This is a genomic window from Prevotella sp. C0026C3, from assembly GCF_056590795.1.
Genome location: NZ_JBWPWW010000012.1, coordinates 65,773 through 82,636 on the forward strand (window position 1 = coordinate 65,773; position 16,864 = coordinate 82,636).

Annotated in this window: 25 protein-coding genes and 1 pseudogene; 5 read left to right on the top strand and 21 right to left on the bottom strand. The window is 39.9% G+C overall.

Going from position 1 to position 16,864, the window contains the following annotated elements:
• Window positions 1-37: 37 nt before the first annotated feature.
• The 20 genes from AC1EK4_RS08540 to AC1EK4_RS08635 form a co-directional block, all read right to left on the bottom strand.
• Window positions 38-253 (bottom strand): hypothetical protein, encoded by a 216-nt coding sequence (locus AC1EK4_RS08540; protein ID WP_480357869.1) that lies wholly within the window; start codon window positions 251-253, stop codon window positions 38-40.
• Between the two features lie 35 nt (window positions 254-288).
• Entirely contained in the window at window positions 289-618 is a 330-nt protein-coding gene (locus tag AC1EK4_RS08545; protein ID WP_480357871.1) for a hypothetical protein, read from the bottom strand.
• Window positions 619-731: 113 nt separating this feature from the next.
• Window positions 732-1,121 carry a hypothetical protein gene (locus AC1EK4_RS08550; protein ID WP_480357872.1) on the bottom strand — a complete coding sequence of 130 codons (390 nt, stop codon included), beginning with the start codon at window positions 1,119-1,121 and terminating at the stop codon, window positions 732-734.
• A 23-nt stretch (window positions 1,122-1,144) separates the two neighbouring features.
• Window positions 1,145-1,585 carry a YopX family protein gene (locus tag AC1EK4_RS08555; protein WP_480357873.1) on the bottom strand — a complete coding sequence of 147 codons (441 nt, stop codon included), beginning with the start codon at window positions 1,583-1,585 and terminating at the stop codon, window positions 1,145-1,147.
• Window positions 1,586-1,587: 2 nt separating this feature from the next.
• On the bottom strand, window positions 1,588-1,890 hold the full coding sequence (locus AC1EK4_RS08560) for a hypothetical protein (protein ID WP_480357874.1): 303 nt from the start codon (window positions 1,888-1,890) through the stop codon (window positions 1,588-1,590).
• Window positions 1,887-2,588 carry a hypothetical protein gene (locus tag AC1EK4_RS08565; RefSeq protein WP_480357876.1) on the bottom strand — a complete coding sequence of 234 codons (702 nt, stop codon included), beginning with the start codon at window positions 2,586-2,588 and terminating at the stop codon, window positions 1,887-1,889. The genes AC1EK4_RS08560 and AC1EK4_RS08565 overlap by 4 nt, the downstream gene beginning before the upstream one ends.
• A gap of 155 nt (window positions 2,589-2,743) precedes the next feature.
• The gene (locus AC1EK4_RS08570; protein ID WP_480357878.1) at window positions 2,744-3,355 is read right to left on the bottom strand and encodes a hypothetical protein; all 612 of its coding nucleotides are present in this window, start codon (window positions 3,353-3,355) and stop codon (window positions 2,744-2,746) included.
• Window positions 3,356-3,415: 60 nt separating this feature from the next.
• A complete protein-coding gene (locus AC1EK4_RS08575; protein WP_480357880.1) occupies window positions 3,416-4,096 on the bottom strand; it encodes a P-loop NTPase family protein in 681 nt (226 codons plus the stop codon).
• Window positions 4,065-4,682 (bottom strand): DUF6291 domain-containing protein, encoded by a 618-nt coding sequence (locus AC1EK4_RS08580; protein WP_480357881.1) that lies wholly within the window; start codon window positions 4,680-4,682, stop codon window positions 4,065-4,067. Before AC1EK4_RS08580 ends, AC1EK4_RS08575 begins: the two co-directional genes overlap by 32 nt.
• Before the next feature lie 2 nt (window positions 4,683-4,684).
• Window positions 4,685-5,095: a VRR-NUC domain-containing protein gene (locus tag AC1EK4_RS08585; protein WP_480357883.1), complete on the bottom strand. Its 411-nt coding sequence runs from the start codon at window positions 5,093-5,095 to the stop codon at window positions 4,685-4,687.
• Window positions 5,095-5,520 carry a DUF4494 domain-containing protein gene (locus AC1EK4_RS08590; RefSeq protein ID WP_480357884.1) on the bottom strand — a complete coding sequence of 142 codons (426 nt, stop codon included), beginning with the start codon at window positions 5,518-5,520 and terminating at the stop codon, window positions 5,095-5,097. Before AC1EK4_RS08590 ends, AC1EK4_RS08585 begins: the two co-directional genes overlap by 1 nt.
• On the bottom strand, window positions 5,513-5,785 hold the full coding sequence (locus tag AC1EK4_RS08595) for an HU family DNA-binding protein (RefSeq protein WP_480357885.1): 273 nt from the start codon (window positions 5,783-5,785) through the stop codon (window positions 5,513-5,515). Before AC1EK4_RS08595 ends, AC1EK4_RS08590 begins: the two co-directional genes overlap by 8 nt.
• On the bottom strand, window positions 5,772-5,954 hold the full coding sequence (locus AC1EK4_RS08600) for a hypothetical protein (protein ID WP_480357887.1): 183 nt from the start codon (window positions 5,952-5,954) through the stop codon (window positions 5,772-5,774). The genes AC1EK4_RS08595 and AC1EK4_RS08600 overlap by 14 nt, the downstream gene beginning before the upstream one ends.
• Before the next feature lies 1 nt (window position 5,955).
• A complete protein-coding gene (locus tag AC1EK4_RS08605) occupies window positions 5,956-7,389 on the bottom strand; it encodes a DEAD/DEAH box helicase (protein WP_480357888.1) in 1,434 nt (477 codons plus the stop codon).
• A 1-nt stretch (window position 7,390) separates the two neighbouring features.
• On the bottom strand, window positions 7,391-8,065 hold the full coding sequence (locus AC1EK4_RS08610; protein WP_480357891.1) for a hypothetical protein: 675 nt from the start codon (window positions 8,063-8,065) through the stop codon (window positions 7,391-7,393).
• 1 nt (window position 8,066) lies between these two features.
• On the bottom strand, window positions 8,067-9,266 hold the full coding sequence (locus tag AC1EK4_RS08615; RefSeq protein ID WP_480357893.1) for a hypothetical protein: 1,200 nt from the start codon (window positions 9,264-9,266) through the stop codon (window positions 8,067-8,069).
• A 132-nt stretch (window positions 9,267-9,398) separates the two neighbouring features.
• Window positions 9,399-10,376, bottom strand: a complete 978-nt coding sequence (locus tag AC1EK4_RS08620; RefSeq protein ID WP_480357894.1) for a recombinase RecT — start codon at window positions 10,374-10,376, stop codon at window positions 9,399-9,401.
• 117 nt (window positions 10,377-10,493) lie between these two features.
• Window positions 10,494-10,763 carry a hypothetical protein gene (locus AC1EK4_RS08625; protein ID WP_480357907.1) on the bottom strand — a complete coding sequence of 90 codons (270 nt, stop codon included), beginning with the start codon at window positions 10,761-10,763 and terminating at the stop codon, window positions 10,494-10,496.
• A gap of 173 nt (window positions 10,764-10,936) precedes the next feature.
• Window positions 10,937-11,158, bottom strand: a complete 222-nt coding sequence (locus AC1EK4_RS08630) for a hypothetical protein (RefSeq protein ID WP_480357895.1) — start codon at window positions 11,156-11,158, stop codon at window positions 10,937-10,939.
• A 181-nt stretch (window positions 11,159-11,339) separates the two neighbouring features.
• Complete coding sequence (locus tag AC1EK4_RS08635) at window positions 11,340-11,606, bottom strand: BRO-N domain-containing protein (protein WP_480357897.1); 267 nt, start codon at window positions 11,604-11,606, stop codon at window positions 11,340-11,342.
• A gap of 362 nt (window positions 11,607-11,968) precedes the next feature.
• On the opposite strand from AC1EK4_RS08635, the gene AC1EK4_RS08640 reads away from it, so the two are divergent.
• The 5 genes and pseudogenes from AC1EK4_RS08640 to AC1EK4_RS08660 all read left to right on the top strand — a co-directional run bounded on the left by AC1EK4_RS08640 (window position 11,969) and on the right by AC1EK4_RS08660 (window position 16,037).
• Window positions 11,969-12,316: a helix-turn-helix domain-containing protein gene (locus tag AC1EK4_RS08640; protein ID WP_480357899.1), complete on the top strand. Its 348-nt coding sequence runs from the start codon at window positions 11,969-11,971 to the stop codon at window positions 12,314-12,316.
• 2 nt (window positions 12,317-12,318) lie between these two features.
• Window positions 12,319-12,936, top strand: coding sequence for a hypothetical protein (locus AC1EK4_RS08645; protein WP_480357901.1), 618 nt, complete (start codon window positions 12,319-12,321; stop codon window positions 12,934-12,936).
• Window positions 12,937-13,142: 206 nt separating this feature from the next.
• The gene (locus tag AC1EK4_RS08650; RefSeq protein ID WP_311560844.1) at window positions 13,143-13,481 is read left to right on the top strand and encodes a hypothetical protein; all 339 of its coding nucleotides are present in this window, start codon (window positions 13,143-13,145) and stop codon (window positions 13,479-13,481) included.
• 120 nt (window positions 13,482-13,601) lie between these two features.
• Window positions 13,602-13,808: a hypothetical protein gene (locus tag AC1EK4_RS08655; RefSeq protein WP_480357903.1), complete on the top strand. Its 207-nt coding sequence runs from the start codon at window positions 13,602-13,604 to the stop codon at window positions 13,806-13,808.
• 746 nt (window positions 13,809-14,554) lie between these two features.
• A pseudogene (locus tag AC1EK4_RS08660) lies at window positions 14,555-16,037 on the top strand (tyrosine-type recombinase/integrase).
• Between the two features lie 343 nt (window positions 16,038-16,380).
• On the opposite strand, the gene AC1EK4_RS08665 reads toward AC1EK4_RS08660, so the two are convergent.
• Window positions 16,381-16,692, bottom strand: coding sequence for a hypothetical protein (locus AC1EK4_RS08665; RefSeq protein ID WP_480357905.1), 312 nt, complete (start codon window positions 16,690-16,692; stop codon window positions 16,381-16,383).
• Between the last annotated feature and the right edge of the window lie 172 nt (window positions 16,693-16,864).

The following is a 16,864-nucleotide window of genomic DNA, read 5'->3' on the forward strand; positions in this document are numbered from 1 at the left end:
AATATATTATACATAAGCGACAACTTCGGTTTATCTCTTAATACTCTTTACGAGAACGAAAAGAAACTGTTTCAATGAAGAGGAATGAGAGCGTTGTTTGCAAGTCTGCTCTATGCTTGTCGGCTTCTTCCTTGCTTTTGAAGATGTAAGAACAGAGTTCTGTTTTGTCAGTTCCCTTTGTTGCTACAATGTTGGCATAATACTTGCGCCCGATGAGGAACGCTATTACTTCTTTTAGTACTGTTGTTTGCATAATTTATAAGTCTATATTGTTAAACATTTATTTCTTCATTTTCTCTCCTCCTTAAATGGTGGTATCTCGCACCAGTGGGTAATACTCCTAACGAAATTTGTAGAGCCTTTCCATTGTTGTCCAAGGTCATTACCTAAACTATCAATGGAATTGTAAACCATACTAGAACCATAACTACCATTTTTTGTTCTAATGATAACCATTGTATCAATTGGTGGTAGTTCTTCTTTCACATTGTGCCACTGGTTAGCCAACACCCATTCTGCACCAATTTTGAAAGCATCTGTTAAGGTGATTTTATCTTCTACACCTATAAATCCTACATACTTTTGTGCAGCTTCCTTAATTTTTTCTTCTTTTGTCATTGTATATCCTCCTTTCAATATAGTGTAGGATTATCATAGATATTTCCTATGATTTTCTTATCATAATTATTAATCCACCGTAATCGAGTAGTATTTTCTCGAATGTATCCATATTATGTTTCTGTTATTTTGATTTTCGGTAAATCTATTCCCTCTTTGCGCAAGGTGGGTATCTGATATACGTTATACCCTTTGCTCTTTCTGTACATCTCACGTTTGTAGCGCATTTCTCGATAAAGGGCGTATGTGGATGCTTGGAATCTTGACCATGAGCTAGCTGGGTGCCCGCCACTCCATCCATAGCTTTGATTCAAGTCAAGCTCGGGGAATGACTTTTTCTTTATTTCGTCCATTTCGTCCATTACGTCCCAGTCTGTGCGGATTGGTAATATCGTGTTGATAGCTTCTATCTGTCCGCATGCTATCCTGTTTGCAGCTTCAATACAAGTTATCACATCGTTGTACTGTTCCTCTGTGAGGTCTAAGTGATAATTAGTGTTCATAATCCTTTTGTGCAAATCCTGCATTAAATCTTACTTTCATTTTTTGTGTATTTATGCGTCATTAATTTGGGGTTTTCGTAAATGTTTCCAACGACCTTGTATTTTAGAACGTTTATAAACTCTTTATCTAGCAAGGCTGCTTGCCTAATACTCTGTAGCCGGTAGGCTCCGTCATAGTAGATAACTTTTGAAACAACTCCGTCACTATTGGCAATTAAATCGCCCTCATAGATTTCTGTTACCCAAACATTCATTCCGTTTTTCTCTTGCACAAGGTCTATGCCTGTGTATTGGCCGACGGTATCTGGGATTACCTGATGGACCTCTATATGAAACAAGGTATCACCAACCCGTTGGAACTCCTGTACAATATAGGTAGTACCATCTTCTTCACGAAAAAGGTAGCCATACACCCATTCGTCATTATCTAATCGCTTTCCCCTAAACTTATACCCCCGTGTCATAATTACTTCATTTTAAGTTCTTCAATCAACATGTCAGCCACTTGTACGCAATTGTGGATATATGACACCATACTCACATTCTCCATTGGTGTAGAGAATGAATAAGCCACTATGTCTTTTGCAATTTCATACCGTCTTTGCTCCCAGTCAATAGGATTTCCTTGTTCTAAAAGTTCTAAATCTCCGTTTGGCAATTTCCCTTGTCGCAGAATGTTATTACTATCTATCCAAGTGGCTGTGCCAAATTCAATAGATGTACCTTTAAGGTCTATTATCTCTCCAGTTCCAATTATTCTTGCTTTCATAATTCGTTCAATTTTACCTCTGCATCAATACCTCTGCCGTCATCATCGGTTATGCACATGAACCCAATCTTGATGCCGTCGTATTCAAATTCGGTCATTCCGTAAGGCTCGTTTGCCGTTACGTTCACGGTATCCGCACCGAGCATCTTCAAAGCCTCGGCAACTATCTGCAACACGTCGTGATGGAATAAAGCCGCTCCAATTTGGATTATTGCATTCTCGTCGGGTACTTTCTTACCCGTCTTGATTTCCTTTTCATGCCTAATCACACCGTCGCCTCCACATTTCGGGCAATCGAAATCATGGTAATGTGTTTCCAGCTCCCCATCGGTGTACTCCCATTCTACCAAGCCTCTACCGTCGCATTCCTCGCACTTTTCTTCGTATTCTTCCGTTTCGACTTCATCTACCAACTGACACGCCTCCAATGCTTGTTTGATTGCGGCAAGTGTGCAGGACTTGGAACACGGATGCTCGACCGTCGGCAACTTTAACCGCTCGCAGCCGTCCGTCGGCTCGTATTGCTTATTGAGCCTTTCGGGTGGTATGCGGATTATCACATACCCATTGGTTGCCCACACTTCGTTGTAGGTCGGGTGCAGGAACGGGAACCACATGCTTGAACGAATATCGTCCACGTTGATGAAAAGCTCAAAAAGTTCATCCTCGTTCTTGATTTTCTTGTTTAATGTTTCCATATTGCGTTGAAATTTTATTTATTTGCAAAAAACTCCTCAAACGTATCACCTTGATATTCGTTCTTTGTGAGTTCTATCATCTCACGAATAGAATACTTTTCCTTGTGTGGCTTTGGAAGTCTATTCTCTACATAGTCTTTTGTACCCGCTGCACACTAGCCCGTAATAACTCGGTAGCATTCAATAGCTTCTTCAAAGGTTAAGACGCTATCAAGTTTTAAATTCTTGTAAGCAGATTTGTCACGATTTGAAATCTTATAGATAAGGTCTTTTCGTGCTTCGTCTATTGTTTCTCCGTGCGCCCATTTTCCGTTGCCATCCCCTACAACGTACATTTGCTTTTTGTTACCTATCTGATGCACTTTATAAACGTTTCCGTGGTGGCTATCAACAGCTGAAAATATACCGTCTGCTTTGATATACTTTTTATTGTGCCAATCAAATAATGTTGGCGCATTACGATTTACGTTGCTTGCATCGCTAATCTGTGTTCCTTGCAAGTCAAGCCAACCACCTACCACGAGATTGTCGGGTAAGGAAGTGATTGCTGTTCCTTGCAAGTCAAGCGAACCACCTACCACGAGATTGTCGGGCAACGAAGTGATTGCAGTTCCTCGCAAGTCAAGCCAACCACCATAATATGGCTTTCCGTCTTTTGTTTCTAACTTAATTCCTGTTTCTTTGTGGAATTTCTCTATTTGTTGTTTTATTTTGTCCATTGCTTTTTGTGGCTGTGCGCTGTAGGCACTGAAATCTATTGTACTCATTTGTTATAATCGAAATATAATGATTATCCTTCTTAACAGTAGGCATAGTTGTCTTTAATGTTATTCATACGCTTTAATTCTAAATGATGGTTCGTTTCCAAAATTTACGATGTGTGCCATTTCTCTTAGTCGATCAGCGAGACGTGCATCGTAATATTTTCCTATCTCCTTTCCCGACAAGTTAGAGGTAGCTATGGTGCAGAATTGTTCCTGATAGCGATGATGGATAATATCGGTAACTGCCGTTATGATTTCTCCATAGTGGAGACTCTCACGTGGCTCTGCACCAAGGTCGTCAATACATAAGACTTCTATATTCCTTATCTTGTTGAAATACGCTACAGCCTCTGCATTCTCTTTAGTTGGGTTAGCAAATGCTTTGGCATACTGCACCAGTTCTTTTGCCGTGATAATCACAAAACCTTTGTATGGTAACTCGTACAGTTCCTTTTCTGTGTGTGAGGTTTCATCTGAATGAATATAGGCGTAAAGTGATTGCAGGGCTTTAACGATAGTTGTTTTGCCATTGCCTTTGTTGCCTGAGAGAAACAGACCGAATGTACAATCAGTAGAAGTGAGCCATTTAGATATATCCCAAATGTGTTGCTTATACTTATCAGACAACATGAACTTGCGCATACGTGATGTAACTTCTACCTTACAGGAAGCGCACAGCATAGTATATACTTGTTCTGTTGTATAAGGCAATCTAAAACGAGTCGGAATACGTTTTTTCTTCATCAGCCTTGAGCAGATTTCCTCTACGTCCAGCTTTGTTGTCGGTTCTAATCTTATCATTGCTTGTTACAATTCTTAACCAGTTATTAAAATGTTTTTTTGCGTCATTGATATTGTCGTGTGATGTCTTACCATCAGCAACACATTGAAGTTTGAACTCACCAAGTTTGTTTTTGAGTTCATCGACATTCATGTGGTGGAGGTTCTGCATACTATCCAACCATACTTCTGACGATTTCAATTCATCAATTTCATCATCGAGTGTTGTTGCGTCTGTAATTGGCAGCGAAGAAGATTGAGATTTCTTAGTATCATCTTTTGAATGATTATTATTCCGTCTTACTTCAACAGCTTTCTTGGCTGCTCTACTTCGCATATCAGAGATAGTATCGAATTTTTCAATATTTCTATCTATTATTTTTTTCATGAATGAGAACGCCATTTTACTTAGCGGTTTCAGCTCTACCAGTGTCCCCGTTGCTGCATACGTAATGATAGCATCGTACACCTCAAGTCTGACCTCCGCAGGGTATTCCATCAGGATGTCCTGCCATTCCGTGTAAAAAACGAAACTTTCCCTTTTGCTCATAATCAATCACAGTATTTAAGGTAGTCGTCAACTTCTCTGATAAAATCATCGAGAGAATGACAAACCACGTATTTATAATCTCCCTCAGAGGTAATGATTTGCTCCCAGTCTTTTTGCGATTTACTTTGTCTACCTGTCAGAGTCTTCATTTCAACAAGCAATGCCCCATAAAATCTATTAGGAACAAGGAGTATTAAATCAGCCACCCCAGCCACAACGCCCTCGGCTTTTAGTTTTGCACCAGTAAGCGCATCACGTTTACCACCATTAGGGACTGCAAAGAGTCTTCCTTTTAGTTTCCTATGTTTGAGGTTGAACCACCGCACACAAGAACATTGTATGCGGTGTTCCTCATCAGATGGCTTTTTGCGTGTTGTAGCCCTTTTCTGTGCTAACATTTCTTCGAGTGTCATTAGGCAATCACATCTAAGATGCTTGTTTCAGCAATCTTCACCAGTTCATAATCAATCATGGTTTTTGAAAACTCGGTGTCTATTACTTCCTTAGCCCTGTCGATACTACTTGCTATCACCATGTAATTGTGGGCTTGCTTCTTCTCTTTTCCACTCTTCTCATCAAGGGTGATGAAATTAATCTTGCAGGAATAGAACTTATCATCACCGTCACCCTGATAGTTGTAGAGTTCCTCGATGTTCGTGCGTTTCTCAGAGACAACTTCAAAGTCTCCCGAAATATATTGCTGCATTTCTGCAACCATTTTACTCTCGCATTCAGTAAAGCTAAGAGCATCTACAAGGTAGAGTTCCGTTACTTTCTTTGAATTGCCATCCTCCATAACCTTGTCATAGCGAACGGCACTTATAAAATACTTACTCATGGTTTATTTGTTTTTTGAGTTCTTGACATGTTTTAATTTTTACAGTCTTGTGTGCAGGGATAACCGTCTTCTTTCCATGCAGTCCTGATACACGTTCTTTCACGTGTACTACTTTTAGAGTAGCGAACCCACGAAGAGTAATGTCTTCACCCTTTTCGAGTGAACCTTTAATCGCACCAATAATAGCATCATAAGCCTTAGCAGCTTGCGAGCGTGTGAGGTCGGTTTCCTCTATGACCTCTGATAGAATTTCATTTTTTGTCATTTTGCTTATTATTAAAAGTGAATACTAATTTGCGTTGAAGTTTCGTTACCAGTTGTCTGATGCACCATGCACGAGAGACAAATCGTTGTCCTTTTGTCTTATCATACAGGATGGCAGCATCTTCCAAGAACTTGATGATTTTCTCTATATCCGACTTGCATATTTCCATTTCATTTGTTTAAGAAAGATGAAACCAATTCGTCAAAGTACACTTCATCAGTAGGTATATCATCATCAGAGTTCATAATCTCCTTAGCGATAGACTTTTTGCGCTGAATAAGAGAGTAGATAGTATTGTCGATTGTACCACGACCGAGCAGATAATAACAGTTTACATTATCTTTTTGCCCGATACGGTGCGCACGGTCTTCACATTGACAACAATCTGCCATTGTCCATGGCAATTCACAGAAAGCTACGTCCGAAGCAGCGGTAAGGGTAAGCCCAACACCAGCAGCTTTGATAGAACAGATGATGAGGCGTGTATTTTCGCCGGTCTGAAAGGCATCAACAGCAGCTTGTTTGTTTACAGCACTGTCACGACCTGTAACCGTTACTGCTTTGGGAAACGTCTTACATAGTTCATCGACAATCTCATGGAGAGAGCAGAACACTATCAGTTTCTTACCACTTTCAAGAAATGTGCTGATGAAGTCTATTGCCTGTGCTATCTTTCCTCTGGTGGCAAGCGCACGCAACGTCATGAACTTGACAAGAGCCTCCATACGCATCTTTCGTCTTATCTCCCAATCGGTACACTCCGTGTACTGTTTGAGGTATGCAACAAGGTCTGTAGCAGCCGTGTTATATTCCTCTCTGTTAGATATATCCACATAAAGGTCGGTGCGTGTCTTGTCTGGAAGTTGAGGCAGCACCTTTGCCTTTTCTCTGCGTATCATGCACGAACTATATAGCTTGTTACTTAATACTGACAGAGGAACGGCAGGGGTTGCATCCTTATCCTTTGGGTCTGTGCAATAATCGGCAACAAATTGAGAACGTCCACCAAACTCGCCGAGCCTACCCATGATTGAGAGCTGCGCAATCAAATCTTCGGGACGATTAACAACTGGAGTTCCTGAAAGGAGTGTTATCCATTCCTTACCAACCGAAAGCCCCTTTGCGAAGATGGTCTGTTGTGCAGATGGGTCTTTCACACGGTGGCTTTCGTCAATGATGATTGACTTGAAGACCTTAATAGCAGGGTTGAAAACAACATCTTTTAGTCGGAAAGACTTTCGATTACCTTTAATATCCCAGACAAAGTATTTGCGAAGACTCTCATAATTGACGATTGCAACCTGATGCACTCCCATCTTCAAAAGATACCCCCAAGTAGTCTGTACACTATTATCAAGCACAAGAGCGGACTTATCCGTGAATTTCTCAAACTCTCTTTGCCAATTGATTTTCAAAGATGACGGGCAGATAACGAGACAGGGATATGCGTTAGCGGTATCTACAATGCCGATAGACTGCAACGTTTTTCCAAGCCCTGGTTCATCACCTATAAGTATCCGTTTGTTTTCAAGACCGAAACGAATACCCTCAGCTTGATAAGGATAAGGCTCAATACGGAGATGATGTTTTAATGTTGTAGTCATATCAATTGTTTTGAGGTGTAGGTGTCATGCACCAATAGGCAAAAGCCAGTTCTTCATATTTCTCACGTCCATGTTGGTAGATTGCATCACCACGATTGATGAACTTTTTGAATACCTTACAGTTCTTTTTTGAGATAGCATAGATAAAGTCCTTATCAGAATGTGCTATATCCATATACCATGCACGGCTTCTATCCCAGTCGAAGAAATCTACAGCCTCATCAAATTCCTGTTGAGATGAGGCAAAGGTTGTCTTTAAGTCTCCACCGAAGTGAAACGCTTCCAACCACCAGTCCCATTTGCAACGAGTATCGAGAGAGAAAGGAAACTCGCAATAATAGAACTGCTGTCCTTTGTTTACCATGCACTTTTGTGTGTCTGATAATTCCAAGACCTTTGCTAAGAATGGGTCTTTCTGAGCTTCCAGCCTAAGTGAGCGTTGCATTTCCTTTGCGTGTCTGAACTCATCATCAGTATATTCTACATCATCAACAGTAAGATGATAGTAATCTACTCTATCAGGTTCTGTTATCAGTGCATCAACCAGTGTCCCGAAACGGAAAGCAGCCTCCCTGTCACCGAACGCCGGTCGTGGGTGCATTACCTCTTTGAGTGCAGTGAGGTCTGAGTTGCTGACCTCACTGCGGTTATAGTATGTGTCGGGATTGTGGTTCATATTACTTTGCCTTTACATCGTCAATGTACTCGACACTTTCGTCCTGAATGAAGGTACCTTCCTTGTTAGCTTGTTTCTCACAGAAAGTGATTTGCTTCTTAAATATTTTAGCAAGCTCATCAATAGACATCTTGCATCCCTCATGGCTCCACCACATTGTGATGATTGGCAGGATGCCTTCAGGATTAAGAAGATGGATTTTCTTTGTTACCTTTGTCTTAGGCTGATATGCTGCCATAGTAGCCTGTCCAGCAAACAAACCGTCCATTTCGGCTGCTTGTTTCTTCATTTCAGCTTGCTTGCGTTCTTCCTCCTCACGCTTCATACGTTCCTGTTCCAATCGAGCAGCGTCCTCACGTTCTTTCTTCTGCATTTCCTCTTTGAGTCGTGCAGCCTCTGCCTCGTTAGATTTTGCAATTTGTTCGAGGTTAGCTTTCTTTGATGGAAGACGGTCAAGGATATAGGTCTTCATGTCTCCTACTTCAAAGGCGTACTGCTCCTTGAACTTTTTACACAGACTATGGCTAACGCCCATTTCTATAGCTTCTGCCTCGGCAGCTGTAATGTTATAAGACACACGAACAGTAGCTCGTAGGTTGTTAATCCACTCTGGAGATAAACTGGTTGAGTATGTATTGATGGCATTAAATGACTTCTCGTAATTCTCAAGAGTAACCGCATTGTCAATATCCTTTAGTGCATTGACATTCTTGTTGAGTTCAGACTGAAACTGAACCTTCAGGTTATCCTCAACATCGAGTTTGAAACGTTCACGAGCCTGAGCAGCTTGTTGCTTTGCAAGTTCTTCCTTACGGCGTTTCTCTTCCTCTGCACGTTTCTTTGCTGCAAAAGCATTACGGAGCTGCTGCAACTTGTAAGATACAGTATTAGTTTTCGCTGGGTCAATATCGTTCTCAATAACGGTAAATTCCGTGCGTATCTGGTCGAACAACTTAGTAACCGGAGAACGACGTTCGTTCATCTTCTTCACTGTCTTACGGGCTTTTTCTATGAACACTGCTGCTTGCTGGTCGAGTTCATCAGTCATGTTACCACCATTCTGCTCGATGAGGCTAAGTAACTTCTGCCCAGCCTCGACACACTTATCGTGCGACAGGGCATTATCCTTGTATGATTGCGGTGCAGCTTGCACAATCTGCGCAATATTTTCTTGTTTTACTATTGCAAGTTCGTTATTCATATCTTTTGGTTTTGAGGGAGCACACATAGCAAATGTAGTATGCTCCACGTATCTGTTTAATTTCAAGCAATACAAGCCGTTGACTTGTTGGCGTGTATCTTTGCATTGTTTACAAATATCTGATGGCATTCGTTAGAACGTATCGTCATCGTCTCCCTGCGTTGCAGGGTCAATGGTTACACCTGCCGACATATCTTGTGGAGCAGCGAAACTCTCTTCCTCTGCTTGCCCAGTATGAGACTCAGGTTCTGTTTCTGCTTCCGTTTCCGTTACGCCTCCGTATGGGTCGAAGTCCTTTGTTGGGTCATCAATAACATCACTTTCAAACTGTGTACCCTTACCGATAGCAATCTTAGGGTAAGACTTGAAAGCATGCTTGATGCACTTTGCCATAAGGAAACCTGTATCAATCTGACCATTAACGGAAGAATAAAGCTCGTTGGCTTTTTCTACACGTTGATGTGTGTTCTGGTCATAGTAAGCATTATTCTTTGCAGAATAATTGGCAAGACGCTGCCAGTCGCTCTCCAACATCACGGAATAATCTACGCTCCCATCTATGCGTGTTATCTTCATAAAACAAGCAATGATATTCTCAGATGTACGAGGAAGATTACAACGATAGTTTACATACTTGTGTCCGTCTGTTTCTCCGTAAGAGAACTCATCACCCTCGTATACAATAACAGGATTATCAGCGTGTCTAATCTGTCCTGCTCTTGCACGAAGCACCAATTCTCCATAGCCCGAAATAGTAAGATTACAGCGACTTTCCCACATATCCTTACCAGTCTGTGGGTCTACACCAGCCTTACGGTTACGAGGTAGGAGGTAACATAATGCCTGTGCGCCTTGTTCCAGAGATAGACCACGTACAGCGAGGTCTATGAATGCAAAGAATACCGATATACCAGTACACTTACGCAATTTCTCGTTATCTCTCAACTGCTTATTGAAGTTGATTGCTTCTCGTTCATAGGCAGCTTCTCCACCTTGCTTCCATATCATGTCATAGACATTGATAAACTGGGAGCGTACATACTCATCACGCACCACTTCTGTTGCAGAAAGTGTTTGCAGATGTTTTGCTTGATTGATAGTCTCACTCATAATTATTAATTTTGTTTGTTATAAAATCGTTGTGGCTCGGATTGGAGTTGCACCAATTCCTCATTCGACCCCTCCACTTATCGAGCGTGCCCTGCGTACACTACCGAGCCTAATAGACTACTCGAAGTAGTCTTGCTCTGTGCGCTGAAGTACTCTTAACCTTTTTGTGGGATATTCTACCTTGCCGGGTCTCTTATATGGACGTATCAATCCTTTCTTACGCCACCTGTCAACATTGCCACGCCCGAACACACTGTAGGCTTTTCGTTGGCTTATCATTTCAGGATCATTTTTATCATTCTGCAGAAATGATGTTATGCGAGCTGCAAGGTCTTTCATAAAGGTATCGTATGTAACGACCTTGTCGGAGAATACTAATTGAACCATCATTTGTTAGTTTATCTTTACGTTGTCTTATTTGCTGATACTCGCCTATGCCCAGCTATTAACCAAACTATAAGTAGCATAACTCTTGACTTCCACAATCCATACACCCAGTTGTAAACCAAATGCACAGCGCAGAAAGAGCGCATGACGTACGTTACGACATAATAACTTTCTTAATCTTCCTCCTCAATGATGTCCATAATGCCCTTGAGCTTTTCATTCTTATTCCAACGTTTTATCAAATGAAAAGAAATGTAAACAAGGGCTGCGCCTATTAGTTTACTAATAAAGAATATCATCAGGTCCTCGCTGTAAGAAAGGAGCAAGAAGATTGTTACCAATGCTAATAAAAAAAGCACGTGGAATCGCCAGTTTAGATAGATTGACTTATTCATAAGAATTGTTTTTGTTTATACAGATTGGTGATTTTAAGTATTCTACATACGTATTATACAACTTACAGTATCGTCCGTTGATGCTGTTATAGGCATCGGTGCAACTTTTACATTGATTAGGCATTGTCTATTCCGCTTAGAAACTTATTCACAAAATAAACCTGCCCTTTACCAGTAACTTTTACCGTCTTGCTTCTGTCTTGCGACTATCAAGGATGACATCATATAAGCCGTCTTCGTTTACAAACAAGGCTTGTTGCTCTCTTCCAAGACTGTCTGTTATGGGGTGGTTTGAAACAACCTCATCCCCAAGTCGCTGATTAACAAACTTTGCCGTTAACCCTAACGCCTTGCATACATCTGTAAGACAGAATTGTGGATTTGTTTCTGTTCCTGCAACACGGATGTTACCAAAAGCAGGGTTGTTGAATACTTGAATTGACTGCATACGTTAGAATTGTTTGATAAAACCTAATTCTTTTGTTCGGTGAGGGTAAGCCTCACTTTTTTCTCGTTACGGTTATGGTTCGATTCTCGCGATCGGCCTCTGTGGCGTACACTTTGCCACTGATCAGCCCTTCGCGGCTTGCGGAGCTTTGTACTGTTGCAAGTCTTTCGATAGGGAAGATTGCTGATTCTCCAATTCTCAACTGCCTTATTTCAGCTGTTAGACTACTTTTTCTTGCCATATTCTTTGCTGTTATAAATTAATTGTTTAACTTTATTGTGCAAAGATATACAAAATGTAGTTTATCTACAAATTGTTGATTTGTTATTATAAACAAATTGTAGATTTTTAACAAATACACTATGGACAAATCATCAATGATTGAAGCACTTGTTAATCATTACTCGAGTGGAAATCAAGCTCAGTTTGCAGCTAAACTCGGACTTCCAGCACAAAATATTAGCGCATGGATAAAGCGAGGTACATTTAATGCAGAACTTTTGTTTAGTAAATGCGAGGGTATATCAGCAGATTGGTTGCTTTCAGGAGAAGGTGAAATGCTACGAAGTGTTAGTAAACAACAAACTGTAGATAATAATATATCTATGCCTAACAAGGAATTGATTAATCTATGCAAATTGTTGATAGAGAACTTTCAACAACGTGATGAGGTTATGGGGAAGTTGGTATCAATGGTTAAAGGCTTGTAATTATGAGATTTTTTTTAAAGATAGTGCTAAACCTTGCTGTAATTGTTGACACACTATTGTGTTTCTTTTTACTGTTTGCCTTTTATCCTCGTTTTAGTGATTTGAATTTTGATTATATGGGTGTTATAGTAGCGATCCTATCTTTACTTGTTACTGTCTTAATAGGTTGGAATATTTATAGCTTGATTGATTTGAAAGAATATAGGAGAGTCTATAAAGAACTTTCGGAGAAGATGGAAAAAGATATAAATTATCTTTACAATAAAGCTGATTATCATTATGGCTTATCTATGGTTTACAATGCTTTATCTTTGGCAGGCTCGATTTCTGATAAAAGTGCAGGGGTAAATAAGTTCCAGATGTATTTGCAGGCTGCTGGCGGTATGAAGATTTTATCTAAGTTGAATGAATTTGAGCATTGTAAATCTATAACCAAAACTATGCTTACAGTGGAATCTTCTACAAAAGATATTGAGTTAACTAATGAGGAAAGAACTCGGATAGTAGAATTGCTCAAGGAAGTGTCATGTTTGGATAAAATTGACGGTTTATTTGAACTTATAGAAATAAATCAAAACGAAAAGCAGAATAATAATATAGGATATGAAAAATCTATTTAATGAAATTATGAATAGACAAGTAATTATGCTTCTATCGGCTATTTCAAAGATAACTTTAATCTGTGATAAAGGATAATTGAGACTAAGCTATGTTAACAAAGAGGATATTTTTATTGCTTATAGCTTCTATGTGCTTTTTATTTTCCTTCTCGCAAGTCCATATAACGGCACAAGAGAAAGGTTATTATAAAAAGCTATGGATTGATATGTGTCGTACCATAAATCAGCAATGTCCTATACGTGTTGATGAAGTTACCGAGTTAAACTCGATGGTGTTCTATAATTGGACTGTAACAACTAATTATGTTACGAATATAGACTGGAGTCTTTTCGAAGAGACTGAAATAAAAGAGATAATGTATAACATGAAGATTAACAAGAAGGCACAGCTGAAACGACTATATGCAAAAGGGAAATACAGCTTTGGGATGAAGAATTTTTCAGAAGTATGTAAGTTGTTAGGTCTTAAATTCCGATGCAACTATATTGATGAAGATGGAAGATTAATAGGAGTTGTGACTTTGGATTATAAAGATTTTAGGTAGAATTAATTTAAGAGAACTGTTATGCTGTATGAACGGCTTGCAGAACTTTTTGCAAAATTATCGCACACAGAGCCTCCAAATTTTAATAACGATACAACAAGATAAATAATAAGATTAGGAATGAAAAAAGGAATTTATAATTTGGTTTTGGTAGCAGTGTTTATCCTTTGTATTCTTGCAGTCTCATTCATTATGGCTGGGGTAGAGAAATTATTTGCTATACGTATTGGACAGGCACTCATGTATGCAGGATTTTCTGTCAGCATTGGTATCTTCTTTATATTAAAGCCAATAATACATAAACTCTTTTTCAAAGATAATCAATAATGGAAAAGAAATAAGTATGGCTGATAAATATTATAACTTAGCTAAAATTATCATCTGGTTGCTACTAACAGGTTGTATTTATCTGATAGCAGAGGACAACCGTTATCACTACATAAAGATATCTGATGATACCTATGCGGTCTTTGACAAATGGACACGAACATACAGGGTTGGCATCGTAGATTTCGACAACTCCCCATATTCATGGCAGAGGCACGACTTGATGCCTGAGAAAATTAGCCAAGGCAAAAAATAGTCGTTTTAAGCCGTTAAAAATTTACACATGATAACTTTATCGCCTTTGACATTTGAAGCGCTAGAAACGAAAGGAAATGGGCAAATAAGCGATTTTACGAGATAAATCACAGCCATTACAAACAATAAAGCAAAAAACAATGAATTAAATATCAAGAAATGGAGACTATAAGTTGTTTACACAAGTACTCTAACTGCACGATGTTCAGGCATATTTTTCGGCGGCGCAGGCAGCAGTGGAAGAATGTTAGAAAACTCCTAAATATCAGCTGTTTAGGCGGAGTATCACGTGTTTACGGAGGTATTCCGCCTAATTCTTTTCATAAAACAGCGTGCATCTATACACACTATTTGAGCAGAATGAACGTAAATGTTTACAGTAAGTTTACTATTTTGGAATACACTGTTTACAGCGTGTTTACAACTGCAATTCTGCAAGTTATAACAAGTTTAGGTATTTTTATCACAATCAATTGGAACACGGATGAATTATGGCAACACTGAAAATATGCGTAAGGAGTAAACGTAGCGATGGGTTTTATCCTGTTTATATCAGGGTAACACATCATAGGGAACTTGCGTACATCAAAACTGACAAGATGGTGAACGATAAGGGCATCACGAAAACCAAAGAAGTCAAAGACCCATACGTGGTTGGTCTGCTCTCTCCTGTTATCATTGACTACATGGAGCGTCTCAACAAAAAGGACATTAGGAACTGGAATGCAAAAGAAGTGTCCGACTTTCTTGTGAGTGGCGATGATGATATAGACTTTTCGAAATATGCCAGAAAGCACATTGACCGAATGATTGACCGAGGGCAGCAGCGCAACGCTCGCAACTATGACCTAGCCCTGCAGCACCTCGAACGATTTGCAGGGACAACATGTGTCAAGTTCTCGCATCTGACCTCGATGTTTGTAAACCGATGGATTAAAAGCCTCGAAACAACAAAGCGTGCCAAGGAAATGTACCCGATTTGCATTAGGCAGATATTCAAAGCTGCACAGGTGGAGTTCAATGATTACGACAACGGCATCATCAAGATAAAGACAAATCCGTGGGTGAAGGTGGAAATTCCAAAAGCTGATAAGCCCGAAAAACTGGCGATCACTCCTGAAGCATGCAGGGAGTTCTTTTTCTTTCCACTTCCTGAAAGTAAGATGGCGCACCCTACCACAGAGATTGGCAGAGATGTGGCAATGATGGTGCTTTGTCTTGCAGGTATCAACACGGTTGATTTGTTTCAGCTGAAGAAGACGGACTATTACGATGGTATTATCCATTACCAACGTGCCAAGACAAAGAAGTTTCGTGCCGATGGCGCATACATGGAAATGCGTGTCCCCCCCTATCCTACTTCCTTTGTTCGACAAATACAAGAATACAGATGAGGCTGACATGCATCTGTTCAACTTTGCCAAACGTCATACGACAACAGATAGTTTCAGTGCCAACGTAAACATAGGCATTCGGCAACTATGTGAAGCTATGGGCATAGACAAGCAGCATGATTATTCTGTTTATACTTTCAGACACACATGGGGAACGGTGGCGCAAAACGATTGCAAGGCTACTATTGGCGAGGTGGCATTTGCTATGAACCATAGCAGCGGACACAAGGTAACACGAGGCTATATCAAGATAGACTTCTCTCCAGCATGGGAACTCAACGAGAAAGTAATTGATTTTATTTTCTTCTCAGATAAACCATCACAGCGAGAACAAAAGCCGAAAGAAGAACATTTCAAACTCTCATTCCGTTATCAAGTTCATGGTACTGCATTCTTCCAAGGGCGCAAGGTAGCAGAACTGACAGACGTTGGCTTCAACAATGTTGATGAAGTTATCGAGAAACTTGCCTCGCTTCTGCCTGACGACATTCCTGTCCGCTCAATGGTTTTATTCAAAATCGAAAATCAGGATAAAGACCAAACCGCAGTTTACGAAAGAACGAAAGGCAAAGGCTTTTAATCTTTCAAACCTACAAAGGAGCTTTCTTTTGTAGGTTTTTCTTTTTTCATAAAGAACTCTCACTTTTGTAATAGACGACTAAGTCTATTACTCATTCTCATTCTCATTCTCATATAGCTACGTTTGCTACGTTTGCATACGATTGCTACGTTTGCATACGATTGCTACGTTTGCATACGTTTGCTATTTTTGCTTACGTTTGCTTACGTTTTTCGTAATCCCACGAAAATGGTATGCGAACAAAAAAGGAGCATCCTCACGGACACTCCTTACTCACTTTTATAACAAACAATTCATTAAAAATGGACTAACAACAAATTTCTACAGTAGATGTTTGTAGAAATCACTTGCCACCACCAGACAAAGCGATGAGCCTGTCTTCAATGGTCTTCTTAGTTTCTGTTGCAACATCAAGTGTAGTAGATTGTAATTTCGGTGCTACATAACTTGTAAACTTCTCCATTGCCTGAATTCTATCCTTTGGCTCTAAGTCTCTTAAATCATTCTTGAATTGCTCTGAACTATAGTAATCGTCTGTAATTTCGGCAAGTATATTCCTAACTTTTGAAGAAACTTTGTTAGGAGTGCCTGCAACACGACCACCGGTCTTAGGTGTTCCTGCCGGTCGTCCTACTTTTCTTTTCTCTGTACTCATATCTTCGTCATGATTAAAAGTTAAACCTGTGGTGCAAAGATAATTACTTATTTTCGCACCGTATAGTATAACTTTTAATAAGCATTACAATTATGGTGCAAGTTCCAAAACGAAGTGCAATAAAAGAGTAGGCCTCGCCGAGAGATGCAGACGTTCTCGAAGCGTAGCGAGA